Annotated in this window: 16 protein-coding genes; 8 read left to right on the forward strand and 8 right to left on the reverse strand. The window is 40.6% G+C overall.

Going from position 1 to position 16,541, the window contains the following annotated elements:
• Positions 1 to 66: 66 nt before the first annotated feature.
• Positions 67 to 657 carry a hypothetical protein gene (locus VFC49_RS06195; RefSeq protein ID WP_324734810.1) on the forward strand — a complete coding sequence of 197 codons (591 nt, stop codon included), beginning with the start codon at positions 67 to 69 and terminating at the stop codon, positions 655 to 657.
• Positions 654 to 1,217 (forward strand): aldolase, encoded by a 564-nt coding sequence (locus tag VFC49_RS06200; protein WP_324734811.1) that lies wholly within the window; start codon positions 654 to 656, stop codon positions 1,215 to 1,217. The genes VFC49_RS06195 and VFC49_RS06200 overlap by 4 nt, the downstream gene beginning before the upstream one ends.
• 16 nt (positions 1,218 to 1,233) lie before the next feature.
• Here the strand turns inward: VFC49_RS06200 and VFC49_RS06205 are convergent, their stop codons facing one another.
• The 3 genes from VFC49_RS06205 to VFC49_RS06215 form a co-directional block, all read right to left on the reverse strand.
• Positions 1,234 to 1,494 carry a UPF0147 family protein gene (locus VFC49_RS06205; protein WP_013467885.1) on the reverse strand — a complete coding sequence of 87 codons (261 nt, stop codon included), beginning with the start codon at positions 1,492 to 1,494 and terminating at the stop codon, positions 1,234 to 1,236.
• A gap of 89 nt (positions 1,495 to 1,583) precedes the next feature.
• Entirely contained in the window at positions 1,584 to 2,117 is a 534-nt protein-coding gene (gene cobO, locus VFC49_RS06210; RefSeq protein WP_324734812.1) for a cob(I)yrinic acid a,c-diamide adenosyltransferase, read from the reverse strand.
• Positions 2,118 to 2,168: 51 nt separating this feature from the next.
• Entirely contained in the window at positions 2,169 to 3,815 is a 1,647-nt protein-coding gene (locus tag VFC49_RS06215; RefSeq protein ID WP_324734813.1) for a DUF4932 domain-containing protein, read from the reverse strand.
• A gap of 120 nt (positions 3,816 to 3,935) precedes the next feature.
• On the opposite strand from VFC49_RS06215, the gene VFC49_RS06220 reads away from it, so the two are divergent.
• Positions 3,936 to 5,021, forward strand: coding sequence for a P1 family peptidase (locus VFC49_RS06220; protein ID WP_324734814.1), 1,086 nt, complete (start codon positions 3,936 to 3,938; stop codon positions 5,019 to 5,021).
• Complete coding sequence (locus VFC49_RS06225; protein WP_324734815.1) at positions 5,018 to 5,143, forward strand: hypothetical protein; 126 nt, start codon at positions 5,018 to 5,020, stop codon at positions 5,141 to 5,143. The genes VFC49_RS06220 and VFC49_RS06225 overlap by 4 nt, the downstream gene beginning before the upstream one ends.
• On the opposite strand, the gene VFC49_RS06230 is transcribed toward VFC49_RS06225, so the two are convergent.
• The 4 genes from VFC49_RS06230 to VFC49_RS06245 are packed head-to-tail and all read right to left on the reverse strand — an operon-like array spanning position 5,140 to position 8,514.
• The gene (locus tag VFC49_RS06230; protein ID WP_324734816.1) at positions 5,140 to 5,988 is read right to left on the reverse strand and encodes a deoxyribonuclease IV; all 849 of its coding nucleotides are present in this window, start codon (positions 5,986 to 5,988) and stop codon (positions 5,140 to 5,142) included. The two genes, VFC49_RS06225 and VFC49_RS06230, sit on opposite strands and share 4 nt — an antisense overlap.
• Before the next feature lie 42 nt (positions 5,989 to 6,030).
• Positions 6,031 to 7,101, reverse strand: coding sequence for a hypothetical protein (locus VFC49_RS06235; RefSeq protein WP_324734817.1), 1,071 nt, complete (start codon positions 7,099 to 7,101; stop codon positions 6,031 to 6,033).
• Positions 7,070 to 8,194 carry a DUF373 family protein gene (locus VFC49_RS06240; protein ID WP_324734818.1) on the reverse strand — a complete coding sequence of 375 codons (1,125 nt, stop codon included), beginning with the start codon at positions 8,192 to 8,194 and terminating at the stop codon, positions 7,070 to 7,072. Before VFC49_RS06240 ends, VFC49_RS06235 begins: the two co-directional genes overlap by 32 nt.
• 17 nt (positions 8,195 to 8,211) lie before the next feature.
• Positions 8,212 to 8,514, reverse strand: a complete 303-nt coding sequence (locus tag VFC49_RS06245; RefSeq protein WP_324736661.1) for an MTH1187 family thiamine-binding protein — start codon at positions 8,512 to 8,514, stop codon at positions 8,212 to 8,214.
• A gap of 94 nt (positions 8,515 to 8,608) precedes the next feature.
• Between VFC49_RS06245 and VFC49_RS06250 the strand changes: the two genes are divergently transcribed.
• From VFC49_RS06250 to VFC49_RS06260, 3 genes are read left to right on the forward strand one after another with little or no spacing between them, the layout of a single operon-like run.
• Positions 8,609 to 9,232 (forward strand): TIGR00296 family protein, encoded by a 624-nt coding sequence (locus VFC49_RS06250; RefSeq protein WP_324734819.1) that lies wholly within the window; start codon positions 8,609 to 8,611, stop codon positions 9,230 to 9,232.
• A gap of 27 nt (positions 9,233 to 9,259) precedes the next feature.
• Positions 9,260 to 9,724: an MFS transporter gene (locus VFC49_RS06255; protein ID WP_324734820.1), complete on the forward strand. Its 465-nt coding sequence runs from the start codon at positions 9,260 to 9,262 to the stop codon at positions 9,722 to 9,724.
• Between the two features lie 50 nt (positions 9,725 to 9,774).
• Positions 9,775 to 10,482: a hypothetical protein gene (locus VFC49_RS06260; RefSeq protein WP_324734821.1), complete on the forward strand. Its 708-nt coding sequence runs from the start codon at positions 9,775 to 9,777 to the stop codon at positions 10,480 to 10,482.
• A gap of 22 nt (positions 10,483 to 10,504) precedes the next feature.
• Here the strand turns inward: VFC49_RS06260 and VFC49_RS06265 are convergent, their stop codons facing one another.
• Entirely contained in the window at positions 10,505 to 11,860 is a 1,356-nt protein-coding gene (locus VFC49_RS06265; protein WP_324734822.1) for an RsmB/NOP family class I SAM-dependent RNA methyltransferase, read from the reverse strand.
• 82 nt (positions 11,861 to 11,942) lie between these two features.
• Here VFC49_RS06265 and VFC49_RS06270 point away from each other — a divergent pair, with 82 nt between their 5' ends.
• Positions 11,943 to 16,526 (forward strand): DNA polymerase domain-containing protein, encoded by a 4,584-nt coding sequence (locus VFC49_RS06270; RefSeq protein WP_324734823.1) that lies wholly within the window; start codon positions 11,943 to 11,945, stop codon positions 16,524 to 16,526.
• Positions 16,527 to 16,541 lie beyond the last annotated feature (15 nt).

Here is a 16,541-nt window from a genome sequence, read left to right on the forward strand (position 1 = left end):
ATTTAAGTGCTTTTTGGTATCACAGATATTAAAAACTCCAAAGCGGAACTCCAAATGGTGGTGCGTATGAAGATTTATGAACCATTGATGCTGGCAATGCCCTTGGCAAAATGGATGAGCAAGTTTATAATCGAAAACAAAAAGCTCCCCACAGGAGATGACGTTAGGAAGTTCCTGAAAGAAAACAAGCTTGAAGAAATCTGCTTAGATGAAGGATTAGTTCTCCATAGGGGAAAATTCGTTTTATCATTAACCTTTCCAGCAAGAGAACATGTTATCATTGATATAATCTCATCAAGTGGAGAGCTGAGCGATGCTCTTGAAGTGATAGCCTATCATGACAGAAAGCTTGAAGCTTACGTTATCGAAATCATCCCGGCAAATGAACTCGAATTTGAGGGCAACATCGGGCTTGAACCAGTAATTATCGATGACAAGGGCTTTGAGCTGAAAAGCTACCCAGTTCTTGGATATTTTGAGGAAGAAAAAGATGGAGTGTTTCTGGTTATTGACAGTGAAACGTATCAAAGATGGGAGGAGAGCGGAAAGCTTGGCATCTGCCCAATATGCGGTGCTGAAGGATTGGCCTGGAGAAAAAATGAAGCCTACTGCGATTCCTGTGGGTTTGGAATTAAAGTTAAGGAGGAGGAGCAATGAGCCAGCTCATAAAGTCTATTCTCGTCAAGTATTCGCACTTAGCTCATGAGAGAGGATTAACTGCTGCATTTGGCGGAAATCTGAGCATTCTTTTTAACGGAAAGATATTCATAAAAGCCACAGGAGCTGTTATGGATACCATGACGGAGCAACAGGTGGCAGTCATTGACCTGAATGGGAAGCAAATCTCAGCTGTTAAGCCCTCATCAGAATGGAGACTCCACTTGTTCATTTACCAAGAAAGAGAAGACATAAGGGCAATAGCCCATCTTCACCCCCCATACTCCATTGTTGCCTCAACCATTTTAAGGAGAGAACTTCCGATAATAACTCCAGAAGCAGAAATCTACCTCAAGAAAATCCCAATTGCAGAGTTTAAGCCAGCAGGAAGTGAAGAACTCGCAAGAGAGATTGCAAAATACATTAAAAAGCATGATGCAGTTTTAATGGAGAGACACGGAATTGTCACAGTGGGAAAAAGCTTGAGAGAAGCGTTCTACAAAGCAGAGCTTGTCGAGGAAAGTGCAAAGCTTTGGTATTTAATAGAGGGCAAAAGGTGAGCGTAAAAAACAAAATTCACTGAATCTGCTCCAAGGCACCTAAAACTTCCCAAATTATGGTTCTTGTGTGGAGAGGCATGTTTGGATCTTCACTAATCTCCTCAAGGATTGCAATAGCATCGGCTGCTCTAACAGCAGGCTCTTTACTTCTATCCATTAAGTGCTCAATTGCCTCCTCAGCGGCCCTTCTAATATTTCTTGGGACAATTGTGTCTTGAACAACTTGTTCCTTGAGAACCTGAATAATCTGGTTGATCCTCTCCTCAACATCACTCATTTGTATCACCCCCTTTTACTAAGAATTGGTAACTAAAAATTTTCCAGTGGTATATTGCACTTTTGTAACTAAAAAGTTTTCGGTTGAAATTAATACTCGACCCCTCTTCTGGCTGTGATCCCTTTTTGATAGGGATGTTTTATTTCTCTCATCTCAGTAACATAATCTGCCAGCTCAAAGAGCTCTTCCGGACAGTAGCGACCCGTTAAAACAAGCTCGGTGTTTGGAGCTTTGCTTTTTATCAGCTCCTTTACTTCTTCAACGTCAAGCATTCCAAAGCCGAGGGCAACGCATATCTCATCCAAAATTACCAAATCCCACTCGCCGCTTTTAACGACTTCCTTAGCTCTTTCCAGAGCTCTCTTTGCTGCCTGAACATCGTCCTCTTCTGGTTTTCCATGAACAAATTTGGGTAAACCGTAGGATTCTATCACATAACCACACTTTTCAGCCATAAAATACTCCCCATAAACCTTCGGAGCCTTCATGAACTGAAGTATAATCACTCTACCGCCATTGCCAAGCATTCTTAAAGCTAAACCTAAGGCAGCTGTAGTTTTTCCCTTCCCATTGCCTGTATATATGTGAACCAAGCCAAGCTTTTTCTTCCAACTTTCACTCATTTAGATCACCAAAGAGAGTTGCCATTGGAGTATTTATCCATTTTGTTGAATTCACTCAAGAGCATTAACTTTCACCAGCATCTTATCTTCTAAGTATCCTATCTCTTTCCAGTCCTCATTATAGATGCAATAATGGAGTATATCAGGGGTGTAAGGAACAAAGGTTCCGTCCCTCGTGATTCCTGCAATCAAGGTCAAGAGCTTTCTTTTATCCCAAGGATTCCTCACAATTTCAAAAACTCCAACGTCATTGGAGAGGTATGTCCTGTTAGTATATTCACTATAAAGCACATATTCTCCATCCTTTTTTATGAATCTAACTTTTAGGAGATCATTAACCTGTCTTGTAATGTTATTAGCCACCGGACCTCCAATCAAAATTAAGTAAGACCTTAGATCTTTCTCTGTAACGTTTATATCTGCCCTTACAGTTACGTTATAGCCCCTATGGACGAGACTTCTCCAAATAAGCTCAGCAAGCTGCTTGTCATGTTCGTTGCCACTCCTATCAGGGTTTATTGTCCCATAAACTATAACAATCCTGCCGCTTTTTGAATGCTTCATAAAACTGTACACATATTCCCCATTTTCAAGCTCATTTATCTTATCTCCAAAGGTTCTGTTATAAACGCCTCCAATAACTTCAACAAGCTCTGTCATGAAGTCCTCAAAAGTCTTATATCTATCCCTATTCTCAGAATACCTAAGGTATGCATCATAGATATCGTGGATAAAGTAGAATCCTAATGCTCTCTGTTGGGCAAGAAATCTACGAGCATAAAAATCTCCCTTCGTCATATGGATATAGTATGCCTCAAAAGCTCTAACAAATGTCTCATCCAACATAACTTTCCAGTTACTGTATCCCATCTTTTCCATTTTAAGCCAAACAGGTTCATAAAGAAGGGAGTAGTTTTCAAACAAATCAAAATGTTTCTCAACAACAGGATTTACGAAGGAATGAGCAAATTCATGCACCAAAGCATCGCAAAACTCAGGAGTGTTATTATAGGTTATACCGCAAACTCCCAAGAGACCGTAAACAATCTTCCCATCGGGAGTCTCAAAATGGGCTCCATAGCTGTTGCCCCACTGAGCAAACTGAAGAACCACATGCCATTCTTTAACATTTTCACCAAAAAATTCTTCCTCAGTTTTTGTTATATTTTCAAGGTTTACTGAGCTTAAATAGCTGTTAATTGTCCTCTCATAAAGATGTTTATGACGTTCGTAAAACTCCCAAAAGTTGCTTTCCTCGGCAAAATCTTTAACTGCCTCTGCAAGCTCATTTAAGAGAGTTACATTTCCACCTACCCTCGATATGATGTAATCGTCCCACGGCTTAGCTTTCTCAAAGGTCTCCTTGTCCAAGAAAAGAGCAAAGTAGGGGATTGCATCATATCCCATTCCACTCTCAAAAGCTTTTTGAGCCAACTTTACAGCTCTGTGAAATTTATAATTTGAAAAATAGTTGCTTATATCTTCCAAGTACTGGTACCCCTGTTCATATCCAGTAGGAAAACCTCGCATCTTTTCCCAATCTGTAAAGTAGAAAATTATCTCAACCAGCTCTACCCTTAGATCAACCTCAACAAAAATATTGGGAGTGACTTTTTGAGAAATCTCCCCCGCAATTACAAATGAATTCGATATTGTGGCAAAAATGAGCAACATCATAAGGAGTAATGTTCTTTTCATAATAGTTCACCATAATAGAAAACTTCCTACCAGAATTTAAGATTTACGAATAAATAAAGTTACCCGACAAAGCAAATGTTTTTACCACCCTAAAATGCACAAAATAATTAGGTGTTCCCGATGAAAGCTCCAGACTTAGGAATTAAAATCGGATTCTACGAGCATGGAAAAAGGAACTCAATAACTGACGTTAAAGGCATTAAAGTCGGCCATGTAACTCTAATCAAAGGGGAGGGAAAGCTCATCCCCGGGAAAGGCCCAGTTAGGACAGGTATCACTGTCATTTTACCACATGAAGGGAACATCTTCAAAGAGAAGCTCTTGGCAAATGCCTTTGTGATGAACGGGTATGCAAAACCTGTGGGATTGACCCAGATAAGAGAACTCGGCACAATTGAAACTCCTATAGCTTTAACAAATACTTTAAGCGTTTACACTGTTGCCGATGCCTTAACAGACTACATGCTTGAGCAGAATGAAGACATAGGGGTTACAACTGGTTCAGTCAATCCTGTCGTTTTGGAGTGCAACGATTCCTATTTGAACGACCTCAGAGGAAAGCATGTGAAAAAAGAACATGTCTTTGAGGCAATAAAAAAAGCAAGCGAGAACTTTGAAGAAGGCTCAGTGGGAGCTGGGACGGGAATGGGCTCCTTTGAATTTAAGGGCGGAATAGGTTCTTCTTCAAGAGTCGTTGAGATTGAAGGCAAGAAATACACGGTAGGTGCTTTGGTTTTGAACAATTTTGGAAAGAGAGAGGATTTAACAATTGCCGGAGTCCCCGTCGGCTGGGAGCTTAGAGATTACCCGGGAAGGGCAAAGCCAAGCAAGGGGAGCATCATAATGATCCTCGCAACAGATGCTCCGCTGACAGCAAGGCAACTCTACAGGTTGGCTAAAAGAGCAGTGGTTGGCTTAGCAAGGACTGGAGGTTACGCCTATCATGGAAGCGGGGATATAGCTCTGGCATTTTCAACAGCCCAAAGGATAAAGCACTATCAAAGAGGAGAGGTTGAAATAAAAATGCTCCCCGATGCAAGACTCAACCGTCTCTTTAAAGCAGCTGCTGAAGCAACAGAAGAGGCGATAATCAACTCCCTGCTCCAAGCAAAGACAATGACTGGAAGAGACAGCCATATACGCTACGCTTTGCCGCATGATAAGCTGATCGAAATTATGAAAAAATACGGGAGATTAGAAGGGTGAACCTTGTATTATATGTGATCTCAGCGGCAGTGCTCATAGCAGTCCTCTATGCAATGGAGAAAAGAAAAGAGCTTTCAGAGTTCACAAACAGAATTTTAAAGTTAGTGTTCAGGCTTGATTAGATCTTTATCCTCTCGTATTTCTTCTTCATTAAAATTGCGTCCCCCTCAATGTTGGGGCTTTCACTTATTACAACACCTTTCACCCTGAACTCTTTCAGCACTTTAAGCAAGTCCTCCCATCTCAAATCGCTCTCCTGAAGGTTCAAATGATGCTTTTCACCCTTCTCGGTATAGTGGATTCCACTTACATGAATGTGCATGTTAGCTAAAGCCTCTCTTCCAAGTTCCTGCTCAATCAGTGAAAGCATTTCACGCCATTCTTCTTCAGTGTTCAGTTTTCCTTTGTCTCTCGCATGTGCATGGGCAAAATCTATAGCGGGCAGAACCATCTCCACATCCTGACTCAGCTTTATCAGCTCCCTGAGCTCGCCAAACTGAGTTGGTTTTCCTGTGAGTTCTGGCCTTATCCAGATTTCTATTCCCCTGTCTTGGAGTTGTCTGACAATGTCTTTAATTTCATTTTTAATCTTCTCATATACAGTTTCTGGAGGTTGCTTAAGGTAATAGCCAGCATGAAACACAACGCTCCAGCCACCGGCTTCATGCAAACGTTCAGCACTCTGAATAATCCTCTTCTTGCTTGCCTCAACCTTGCTTTTCTCTGCAGCGTTGAGGTTTATGTAGTATGGGGCATGGGCTGTTAAAAGGACATCGTGCTTCTGAGCAACGTACTTTATCTTCTTCGCCATTTCCGGGGAAATGTTTACACCTCTTACAAACTCAAGCTCCATTGCATCTAAACCAAGCTCCCTAACCCGCTGAATTCCGGTGATAGTTGAGGGTTTTGGTGTTGAGAGTGGAATTCCAGCAGTTCCAAACCTTAATCTGTCTATCCTAATTTTCATCTTCCCTCACCAGTAAAGAATTAGGCTTTCCTAATTATAAATCTATGGTCTATCTATCCTTGTGTTTAGGATTTTCTCAAGCTTTGAGAGTGATTCGTCTAATTCTTTTTCAAGTTCAAGTAGCTTATCCTTCAAACGCTTTATCCTTCTTTCTTTTTCCAGAATGTGCTTTTTGATAGCCTCAATTTCGCTTTCAAATTTTCTTTTCTCACGAAGAATTTCGGCCCTTTTATTTTCTAACTCCCTCAGCTTTCTCTTTCTCTCTTGGATTTCTCTCGATTTGGATTCTAAGTTTTCCAAGATCCAGTCTGCAGTCTGTTTGTATTTACCTTCCAGTCTTCCCCTGATTTTAATTAAAAAGCTCAAGAACTCTTCCGGATGCTCGATTCCATATGAGCTGTCTTTTAAAATTTCATTGGCTGTTTTCTCTCCAGTACGCATTCTCTTTATGGGTTTTTGAAGCTTTGATATTTTGGATCGAATTTCAATCTCGTCTTTTGCAATCGAAGAGTTCAGAGTTCTGATTTCAGATTCAATTTTTTCCAGTTCTTCCTCCAGTTCGGCAATTTTTGATTTGAACTCCCTTTCCTTTTCCCCAAGTTCATTTTTTAAAAGGTTTAAATCCCCTTCCTCGCTTTCAAGCTGCCTCTTGGCATATTCAATGTCACTTAGAATAGAATCAAGTTCAATTGGTTCAATGCTAATCTCGGATACCTTTCTAATGTATTCGGAGTACTCCTCAGAAACGGCTTTCAAAAGCTTGTTTATTGCATATACCTCCTTTTCAAATACTAAAAGGAGATACTTCCCATGGGAAATATGAAGCTTAGAAAGCTCCGAGAGAAATCTACCCAACTCCTCAATGTTCTCAATTCTCTCAAGTGTCCTTCTTAGTGTATCAACGTAACTCCTTCTTTCTCTTTCCACGATCTTCTTGATCCTGTCATCAACTTTCTTTGAAATCTCCTTTTTTTCAAGCTTTTCAAGATTTTTTAGGATTTCTTTTTTCTTTTTTAAAAATTTAGAAGTGTATTGTTCTTTAAGCCTTTTCCGCCTATCTTCAGCTTCTTTTTTTCTTTTTTCATACTCCTTCAGGGCTTTTTCCAATTTCAATTTTCTCCCATCCTTTAACTTTCTCCCTAAGATAAATCCCAATTAAAGTTCCAACAACAACATCCCCCACTGCCATAACGATTTTTTTGAAGAACTGTAGCAGGTAGGGAGATACAGTAGACATTGCATACAAAGTGGTCAGGTCGATGGTGATCCAAAGAGCCGGAAGTAAGAGCAGACCAGTGATATAATACCAAATATGCGGATCCTTCCTTAAATATGACTGAAGGACTTTCCCAAGCACCATAACGCCTAATCCCACCACAAAGGGAGTCTTTAAGATGTTCAGATAAAGCAAGACCGCAATTAATTGAGTGCCTGGCAATCCTCCAAGCTTTTCCATCGCTATGTATTCCAGATTGAGGTATGCATTTATAGCCCCTGCAACCATAACCAAGAAACCTGCAATAACTGAGATAAACTCAATAAAGCCCTTTGTTATTGTTTCCTTTAAAGATACGTGTATCCTAAAGCCCTTCGAGAAGAGATATGTCCCAATTATAAACAGTATTGTTCCAGTAACTGTTGCAGAGACTATCTGGACACTCTGGGGATACTTGACAGAAATAAGTTTTGCAACTCCATAAAGGAGCATTACAAGTCCAGTAAGTCCAAATACAACCTTTGCAACTTCCGGTTCGCTGAGTATCTCCTTAAGATACCTGTAAATAATGTAATATGTTGTCTCAATGCTCTCACTCTGCTTAACAACAACTCTGCGCGAGCTTATTATCGGAACCTTAGAAGTTATAATTGGGAAAATCTGCTCATCTTCAGCCCCATCTGTGACCGGGATAATTCCATCAGCTGGAAACACCTTCAGAACTTCATCAAGCTGTTTGCTTAATTCTAAATCACTCTTTACACCAACGTCATGGTGACCTGTAATGAGAGCAACCTCGACATCTTCAAACTCACCGCTTTCTTTAAGCTCATCATGAAGCTTAACAGCAGCATAAACAACGTTGGCATCACTATCCTCTGGATCCGCCAAGCTAAGCTTAAGGGCAGCGTCTATACATGCATCTCGCCCAATGACTGGGCCTTTTACTCCAGCTTTAACTCCAAAGTCGTCATCTCTGTCAATTGCCAAAATCAAAACCCTAATTTTTAACCCTCCCGGGCTTTCTCCAACACTGACTTAACTTTATCTTCCATCTTAACCTTTTTATCTCTTCTGTCATCAATTCGAATCGTCGTTGAAACTCTTTTTGCTCCAAGCTTAAACATGAGCTCATGAGCTTCTTCAATTATTTTAAGACCCTCTGAAACTGTAGGGACTTCAATTATGGTACCCATAGGTGTCAGCTGATACTTTACACCCTTCTTCTCTAAAAGCTTTATTACCTCGGCAACGTACTTGCTCAGGCTGAGCTCTCCAAGGGGTACTATGACAAACTCCATAATTACCATTTTCGACACCTAACTAAGCTAAGCTCGACAATTTTTTAAGCTTTGCGCAACACCTTAAAATACTCCAAAGACGTAAGAAAATGTGGTGAGGGATATGCACAAAATCAAAGATGAATGGGGGGAGTTCTTAGTCAAGCTCGCGAGGAGAGCAATTGAAGAGTATTTAAAGAGTGGAAAAATTATTAAGCCTCCAAAAGACACTCCAGAAGAGCTTTGGGAGAAAATGGGGGTTTTTGTTACCCTCAATCGACATAGTGTTCCAAAGCAGACAGCACTCAGGGGGTGTATTGGATTTCCCCTGCCGATCTACCCACTCGTTGAAGCTACAATCAAAGCTGCCATATATGCAGCTGTTGATGATCCTCGCTTTCCTCCAGTAAGTTTGGATGAGATGGACAATATAATAATTGAAGTCAGTGTTCTAACTCCTCCTGAGTTAATTGAGGGCCCTCCAGAAGAAAGACCGAAGAAAATTAAGGTTGGAAGAGATGGTTTGATAATCGAAAAAGGCATCTATTCGGGGCTTTTGCTACCTCAAGTGCCGATTGAATGGGGTTGGGATGAGGAAGAGTTTTTAGCAGAAACCTGCTGGAAAGCTGGCCTGCCTCCAGACTGCTGGCTCGATCCAGATACAAAGGTTTACAAATTCACGGCGGAAATATTTGAGGAGGAATACCCAAGAGGACCAGTGAAGAGGAAGCCCCTTAGCCAAACTTAGCAATGTTCGTAACAGCAGGGGAGTTAAATGGATTTAATCAGGAAATACAAGTTGCTTTATGCTTTGATGAACGCGGGCTTTGTGGGTGGGATTATAACCATTTACTACCTCACAAAAGGCTTAACATACTCCCAAATCGGAATAGCAACCGCAATATCAACCATCGGCTTCTTCCTCTTTGAAGTGCCAACAGGAGTAGTCGGGGATAAAATAAGCCGAAAGAAAAGCGTCCTAATCGGCTTAACACTCTTTCCAATCGGAACACTAATTCTCATATTCCTAAAAAACTTCCCCATGCTAATAGCCTACGCAATAATAACATCCCTCAGCCTAACATTCATCAGCGGAAGCCTTCAAGCATGGCTATACGACAACCTAAAACACTTAGGCAAAGAAAAAGAATATAGAGAACTCATGAAAAGCATAAAAACCATAACCCTACCATTATCAGCAATAACAATCGTAATCGGAAGCTTCTTAGCCCAAAAATAAAATACGGCTTCAAACTACCACTAATCCTAACCCTAACACTCGAAATCCTAATGCTCATGGTTGCCCTAAGCATTCCCGAATATGAGTTCAAGAAGCCCGAAGTTGCCTACCACATCCACATCCTACACTCAATCAAGGAACTAATGAAACCAAATCTATTTTGGTTAATCATCATGGCAATAACAGTAACCATGTCAATCAACCAATTCCGACAATACTTCGAGCCTTACTTGGGCAACATCTTAGCCCAAAGCCTCAAAACCACTATAATGGGAACGCTGGGTATTCTCGGACTAATCGAAGCAATAATAAAAGTTATTCCAAGACTGATTGGAGTTAGACTTAAGGAAAAATGGAGTGCCTTCGCTTACTCAATAGCACCCGTGAGCATTCCAATGCTAACGGCATTATCGGTAATCTACCAGAATCCAATCTTCATTGTGATACTTGGGGTTATTGCAACGATAATCAATACTGCCTTTGCCTTCAACTTTGGCATTGAACTGCAAGTAAGAATCCCCAGCGAAAAAAGAGCTACTATGATTTCACTCTATTCAATGATTTCATCCCTAATAATGGCATTTTTCTACGGAATCTACGGTTTTGTAGTTGATGAATTGGGCTTAGCAGAGGCAAGATTGGTATTCGCACTAATCCTCTTTGGCATTGGCTTAGCATTCAAAGGAGCACAAACAATCGGAACCCTAAAAGAACCATTAAAACTAAAACATCTCCAACTTCATTCAAAAGAGAAATAGAGATATCACGAACAAACACAGACTATTCTTTCCTCAATTTCGCAATAAAAAAGCTGTTGCAGTCATGCAGATGAGTCCAAGCTCTGAAAACTTTATCTCCAATCTCTAAAAAGCCCCTTTCACCCCAGCTGAATGGATAATCAACAAGCTCAAAGCCAATCTTATTTATTGCATATTTAATATTCTCTTCGTTTTCATCGATTCTGATTGAGCACGTCGAGTAAGTCATCTCCCCACCAGCCCTTAGGTTGCGATAAGCATTCTTCAGCATAGCTTTCTGCACTTGGATAACCTTCTTGATTTTCCTCTCGTCAAAGCGCCACTTCACCTCTGGGAACTGCCTGTAAGTGCCCGAACTTGAGCACGGAGCATCAAGGATAATTCTATCAAACCCCTCTTTGTCCTTGAACTTCATCCCATCAGCATGAACAAGCTTAACATTCTTAACCCCCAGAATCTTCATTTTCTCGCGCATCTTGTTGAGTCTCTCCAGAGAGTAATCAACAGCTATTATTTCACCAGTATTTTCCATTAGATGAGCAACGTGGAATGTTTTACTTCCAGGAGCAGCCGCCAGATCCAAAATCCTCTCTCCTTTTTCTGGGCTTAAAACATGAGCAACATAAGCTGAAGCTAAGTCTTGAATGACAAAGTAGCCCTGCTTGTACCATTCAAGCCTTGTAATTGGAGTCTTGTATTCTAAGATCTTGAGAACATCATCAACTGGAGTTCTGGCAACCCTGACGTTATGCTCCTCTAAATAATCAGCTAAGCTGTCAACGTCGGTTTTGAGTGGATTCACCCTTACATAGTAGCGCTGAGCCCTGTTGTTGCTTAGCAGAAGCCTAATAGCATCATCATAACCGAGCAGCTCGATTGCATACTCAACGTACCATCTTGGATGAGAGAACTTAACACTCAAATACTCAATTCTGTCCTTCTCTTTCAGCTTTTTCAAAGCTTTTTCGAGGTTAAAATTCTCCACTTCTCTAAGCAAAGCATTCACAAACTTAGCCTTTGACAAATCATACTTCTCCTTAACAACCCTAACAACGGAATCAGTGGCAATTGCTGGGCTTACTCCTTTAAATTTCATTTCAAAAACGCCGATTCTGATTAAATTAGCCAAATAGAACTCTAAATCTTCAATTTTTGAACCCTTGAGAACAGAGTTCACTATGAAGTCAATTTTCTTCCTCCATTTTTCAATTTCAAATACATAAGCATGAGCCAGCCCACGAGCTTTTTCCCTATCTTTTCCGCTAACTCGCTTAAAAACCCTCTCAAGAGCATTTTTTGAAGAGAGTTCGCGCTCATCAATTAATGTCAGTATGTCAGCTATGAGCTCGTGAATGGTTATGCGATAAAACAGCTCCATGCTCCTACCTTCGATGGAGGGTTTAAAAATTTGGTGGAAAATTTTATCTAAAATGGGCATGTATTTTTAAAAGGGTGAAATTATGATTCTCGATACTGACTACATCACGAAAGATGGAAAGCCCATAATCAGGATTTTCAAGAAAGAAAATGGCGAGTTTAAGATAGAGCTTGATAGAAACTTCCAGCCTTACATTTACGCTCTTCTTGAAAGTGATGATGCTATTGAAGAGGTTAAAAAGATAACAGCAAAAAGAGGAAACAAAACTGTCAGAGTTCTGAAAGCTGAAAAAGTTCAGAAGAAATTTTTGGGAAGACCAATAGAGGTGTGGAAGCTGATTTTTGAACATCCACAAGATGTTCCAGCGATTAGAGAAAAGATAAGGGAGCATCCAAAAGTAATCGACATTTTTGAGTATGACATACCTTTCGCAAAGCGTTATCTCATTGATAAGGGCTTAATTCCGATGGAAGGGGATGAAGAGCTCAAACTCCTTGCCTTTGATATAGAAACATTTTACCACGAGGGAGAGCAGTTTGGAGAAGGCGAGATAATAATGATTAGCTATGCGGACGAAAATGAAGCAAAAGTTATAACTTGGAAAAAGATTGATCTGCCGTATGTTGAGGTTGTTTCCAGCGAGAGAGAGATGATAAAGCGCTTTGTTCAAATTGTCAGAGAGAAAGATCCAGATGTTCTCATAACCTACAACGGGGATAACTTCGATCTGCCGTATTTAATCAAGAGAGCTCAGAAATTAGGACTGAGACTATTCATATCAAGAGATAAGGAACATCCAGAGCCAAAGATACAAAGGATGGGTGATAGATTTGCCGTGGAAATCAAAGGGAGGATCCATTTTGATCTGTTCCCCGTTGTAAAGAGAACAATAAATCTGCCCACCTATACCCTTGAGGCCGTATATGAAGCTGTCTTAGGCAAGAAGAAAACCAAACTTGAGGCTGCGGAGATAACTGCAATATGGGAAAGCGAAGAAGGTATGAAGGAACTTGCAAAATACTCAATGGAAGATGCTAAAGCAACCTATGAATTGGGCAAAGAGTTCTTTCCTATGGAAGCAGAGTTGGCGAGATTAATCGGGCAAAGTGTTTGGGATGTTTCCCGTTCGAGCACAGGTAACTTGGTTGAGTGGTTTTTACTGAGGGTTGCATACCAGAGAAACGAACTTGCCCCAAACAAACCAAGCGACGAAGAATATCAGAGAAGGCTAAGGACAACATATCTCGGAGGCTATGTTAAAGAGCCTGAAAGAGGACTATGGGAGAACATTGTCTACTTAGATTTTAGATGCCATCCAGCCGATACAAAAGTCGTCGTTAAAGGAAGAGGCATTGTTAACATAAGCGAAGTCAAAGAAGGAGATTATGTCTTGGGAATAAATGGATGGCATAAAGTGTTGAAAGTATGGGAATATGACTACGATGGCGAACTGATAAATGTAAATGGGCTTAAATGCACTCCAAACCATAAGCTACCGGTGGTTACACAGAAAAAGCGACAAACTGTGATACGGGACAGCTATGCGAAATCTATGTTAACAAATAAAGTTAGGGGAAGGATCATCACTACAGATCTCTTTGAATCAATAGGGGGAATTGAAAAACAAAGAGCAAATCTTTCTGAGGAGTTCATTCTAAAAAGTGAGCTTGCTGGCATAATTTTAGCTGAGGGACATTTGCTAAGAAAGGACATTAGATATTTTGACTCTTCACGGAGAAGATACAGAGTATCTCATCAATATAGGGTCGAAATAACTGTCAATGAGGATGAAAAAGAGCTCATAGATCGTATAAACTACATCTTTGAAAAGCTCTTTGGTTGTAGACCTTCAATAAGAAGAAAAAAGAACAGCAAAGCCCTGACATTGCAGTGCGCTAAGAAGTCAGTTTACTTAGAGATCGAGAATATCATGAGGGAAATTGAAAATCTTGATGCTTCTTCAGTACTTAGAGGCTTCTTTGAGGGAGACGGCACTATAAATACAGTTGGGAGAACAGTTGTAGCAAATCAAGGAACAAGAAACAAAAAGAAAATTGAGCTCATATCCAAGTTATTGAATAAACTTGGCATTAGGCACTCCATATATACTCACACAGACGAAAAGAATGGGAAGAGATACACACGTTACATAATTGAAATCCCATGGCGGGGAGAGCTTGTTAAATTTGCTACTCTGGTAGGATTTATAAGCACGAGAAAAAAAGAACTCTTAAAGCGGATTATTGAGCAGAGAGAGATGTATCAGCTGGAGAACAGCGGCTTCTACAGGTTAAAGGAAATCCACGCAACAAAAGAATACTATAAGGGCAAAGTTTATGATTTAACCCTTGAGGGTGCCCCCTACTATTTCGCAAATGGGATCTTAACTCACAATTCGCTGTATCCCTCAATAATAATCACGCACAACGTTTCGCCTGATACCCTCGAAAGAGAAGGTTGCAAAAACTACGACGTTGCCCCGATTGTCGGTTATCGGTTCTGTAAAGACTTCAAAGGATTTATATCATCCATACTTGAAGAGCTCATTGAAACAAGGACAAAGATAAAGAAAGAAATGAAAGCTACAATTGACCCTGTGAAAAGAAAAATGCTTGATTACAGGCAAAAAGCTGTGAAGCTTTTGGCAAATTCTCATTACGGCTATATGGGCTATCCAAAGGCAAGATGGTACTCAAAGGAATGTGCCGAGAGCGTAACGGCATGGGGGAGAACATACATAGAGACAACGATTAAAGAAATAGAGGAAAAATTCGGATTTAAAGTCCTTTATGCAGACAGTGTTACTGGGGACACGGAGATAATCATAAAGGAGAACGAGAGGATAAAATTTGTCAAGATAAAAGACCTATTCAAGAGAACTGATTACAGTGTTGGCGAAAAGGAATACTGTATGCTTGAAAACATTGAAGCTCTGACTCTTGACAACTATGGAAGGCTTGTCTGGAGAAAAGTTCCCTACGTGATGAGGCACAAAGCCAAAAAGAGAGTATATAGGATTTGGTTTACCAACTCATGGTATCTAGATGTTACTGAAGATCACTCTCTAATCGGCTACCTTACGACAAGAGAGCTGGGTGGAAAGAAACCCCTCAGAGAGAGACTTATTGAAGTAAAACCCGAAGAATTAGGAAGGAGAATAAAATCCTTGATAACTCTTAATGGAGCATTTGCAAGAAGTGCTTCGACTACAGAGGTAGGAACAAAGTTATGGGAGTTAATTGGACTTTTAGTTGGCGATGGGAACTGGGGAGGCAATTCCCATTGGGCAAATTACTACGTTGGTCTCTCAACGGGAGAAGACCTAGCAGAAATTGAGAGGAAAATCTTAATACCTCTCAAGGAGGCAGGAATAATATCAAACTACTACCCAAAAGGTAAACCAGGGGACATTTCAATACTTTCCAAGTGGTTGGCAAAGTTTATGAACAAATACTTTAAGGAAAATGGCAGAAAGAGAATCCCAGAGTTCATGTTCAGGTTACCCAGAGAATACATAGCGGCATTCCTTAGAGGACTGTTTACCACAGATGGAACCGTTAGTGTACGCAAATCTCGTGGAACTTTGGAAGTTAGACTCACAAATGTGAATGAGGACTTAATTAACGATGTTAGAAGGCTCCTTTGGCTTGTTGGGGTTTCAAATTCTCTCTTTAGGGAAAGCAATCCAAACCGCTACAAAGGAAAGTCCAGTGGAACACACTCATTCCACCTCAGAATTAAGGATAAACATGCTTTCATCAAGAAAATTGGGTTCATAACTGACCGTAAGAACAAAAGACTGGAGAACCTCAAGGAAGCTGTGCCAAAAAGTGGAATTAGAAGATACCAGTTTGATCTCGTTCAGCCCAAAAAGATTGAGGAAATTAAATACGATGACTACGTATATGACATCGAAGTTGAAGAAACTCACAGATTCTTTGCAAATGGCATTCTGGTTCATAATACAGATGGTCTCTATGCCACAATACCTGGAGCTGACGCTGAGACTATCAAGAAGAAGGCTAAAGAGTTCTTAAAATATATCAACTCTAAACTCCCAGGATTGCTGGAGCTTGAGTATGAAGGCTTTTACTTAAGAGGGTTCTTCGTTACAAAGAAGAGGTATGCAGTAATAGATGAAGAAGGCAAGATAACCACAAGAGGACTCGAGGTTGTGAGGAGAGACTGGAGCGAGATAGCAAAGGAAACCCAAGCAAAAGTTTTGGAGGCAATTCTGAAGGATGGTAGCGTCGAGAAAGCCGTTGAAGTAGTCAAGAAAGTGGTTGAAGACTTGGCAAAATACAAAGTTCCGCTTGAAAAGCTTGTGATACACGAGCAGATAACAAAAAGCTTGGACGAGTATAAAGCCACTGGGCCGCATGTTGCGGTTGCAAAGAGGCTCAAAGCTAAGGGAATTAAAGTGAGACCAGGTATGATAATCAGCTATATAATCCTCAAGGGGGACAAAAAGATAAGTGACAGGGCAATTCTATTGAGCGAATATGACCCAAAGAAGCACAAGTATGATCCGGATTATTACATTGAGCACCAAGTTCTGCCAGCAGTTTTGAGGATTTTGGAGGCTTTCGGATACAGGAAGGAGGATTTGAGGTATCAGAAGACCAAGCAGCTTGGATTGGGAGCCTGGCTGAATGTGAGGAAGTGAGGCATGAGAGGGGGA

Origin of the sequence: Thermococcus sp. SY098 (assembly GCF_035621495.1) — an archaeon.
Classification (GTDB): domain Archaea; phylum Methanobacteriota_B; class Thermococci; order Thermococcales; family Thermococcaceae; genus Thermococcus_B.

Bases quoted from the DNA above. Each gene is read 5' to 3' on its own strand.
- VFC49_RS06200 (WP_324734811.1), top strand. From the start codon at position 654: ATGAGCCAGCTCATAAAGTCTATTCTCGTCAAGTATTCGCACTTAGCT.
- cobO (WP_324734812.1), bottom strand. From the start codon at position 2,117: ATGAGTGAAAGTTGGAAGAAAAAGCTTGGCTTGGTTCACATATATACA.
- VFC49_RS06195 (WP_324734810.1), top strand. From the start codon at position 67: ATGAAGATTTATGAACCATTGATGCTGGCAATGCCCTTGGCAAAATGG.
- VFC49_RS06270 (WP_324734823.1), top strand. From the start codon at position 11,943: ATGATTCTCGATACTGACTACATCACGAAAGATGGAAAGCCCATAATC.
- VFC49_RS06205 (WP_013467885.1), bottom strand. From the start codon at position 1,494: ATGAGTGATGTTGAGGAGAGGATCAACCAGATTATTCAGGTTCTCAAG.
- VFC49_RS06220 (WP_324734814.1), top strand. From the start codon at position 3,936: ATGAAAGCTCCAGACTTAGGAATTAAAATCGGATTCTACGAGCATGGA.
- VFC49_RS06260 (WP_324734821.1), top strand. From the start codon at position 9,775: ATGCTCATGGTTGCCCTAAGCATTCCCGAATATGAGTTCAAGAAGCCC.
- VFC49_RS06255 (WP_324734820.1), top strand. From the start codon at position 9,260: ATGGATTTAATCAGGAAATACAAGTTGCTTTATGCTTTGATGAACGCG.
- VFC49_RS06245 (WP_324736661.1), bottom strand. From the start codon at position 8,514: ATGGTAATTATGGAGTTTGTCATAGTACCCCTTGGAGAGCTCAGCCTG.
- VFC49_RS06215 (WP_324734813.1), bottom strand. From the start codon at position 3,815: ATGAAAAGAACATTACTCCTTATGATGTTGCTCATTTTTGCCACAATA.
- VFC49_RS06230 (WP_324734816.1), bottom strand. From the start codon at position 5,988: ATGAAAATTAGGATAGACAGATTAAGGTTTGGAACTGCTGGAATTCCA.
- VFC49_RS06265 (WP_324734822.1), bottom strand. From the start codon at position 11,860: ATGGAGCTGTTTTATCGCATAACCATTCACGAGCTCATAGCTGACATA.
- VFC49_RS06250 (WP_324734819.1), top strand. From the start codon at position 8,609: ATGCACAAAATCAAAGATGAATGGGGGGAGTTCTTAGTCAAGCTCGCG.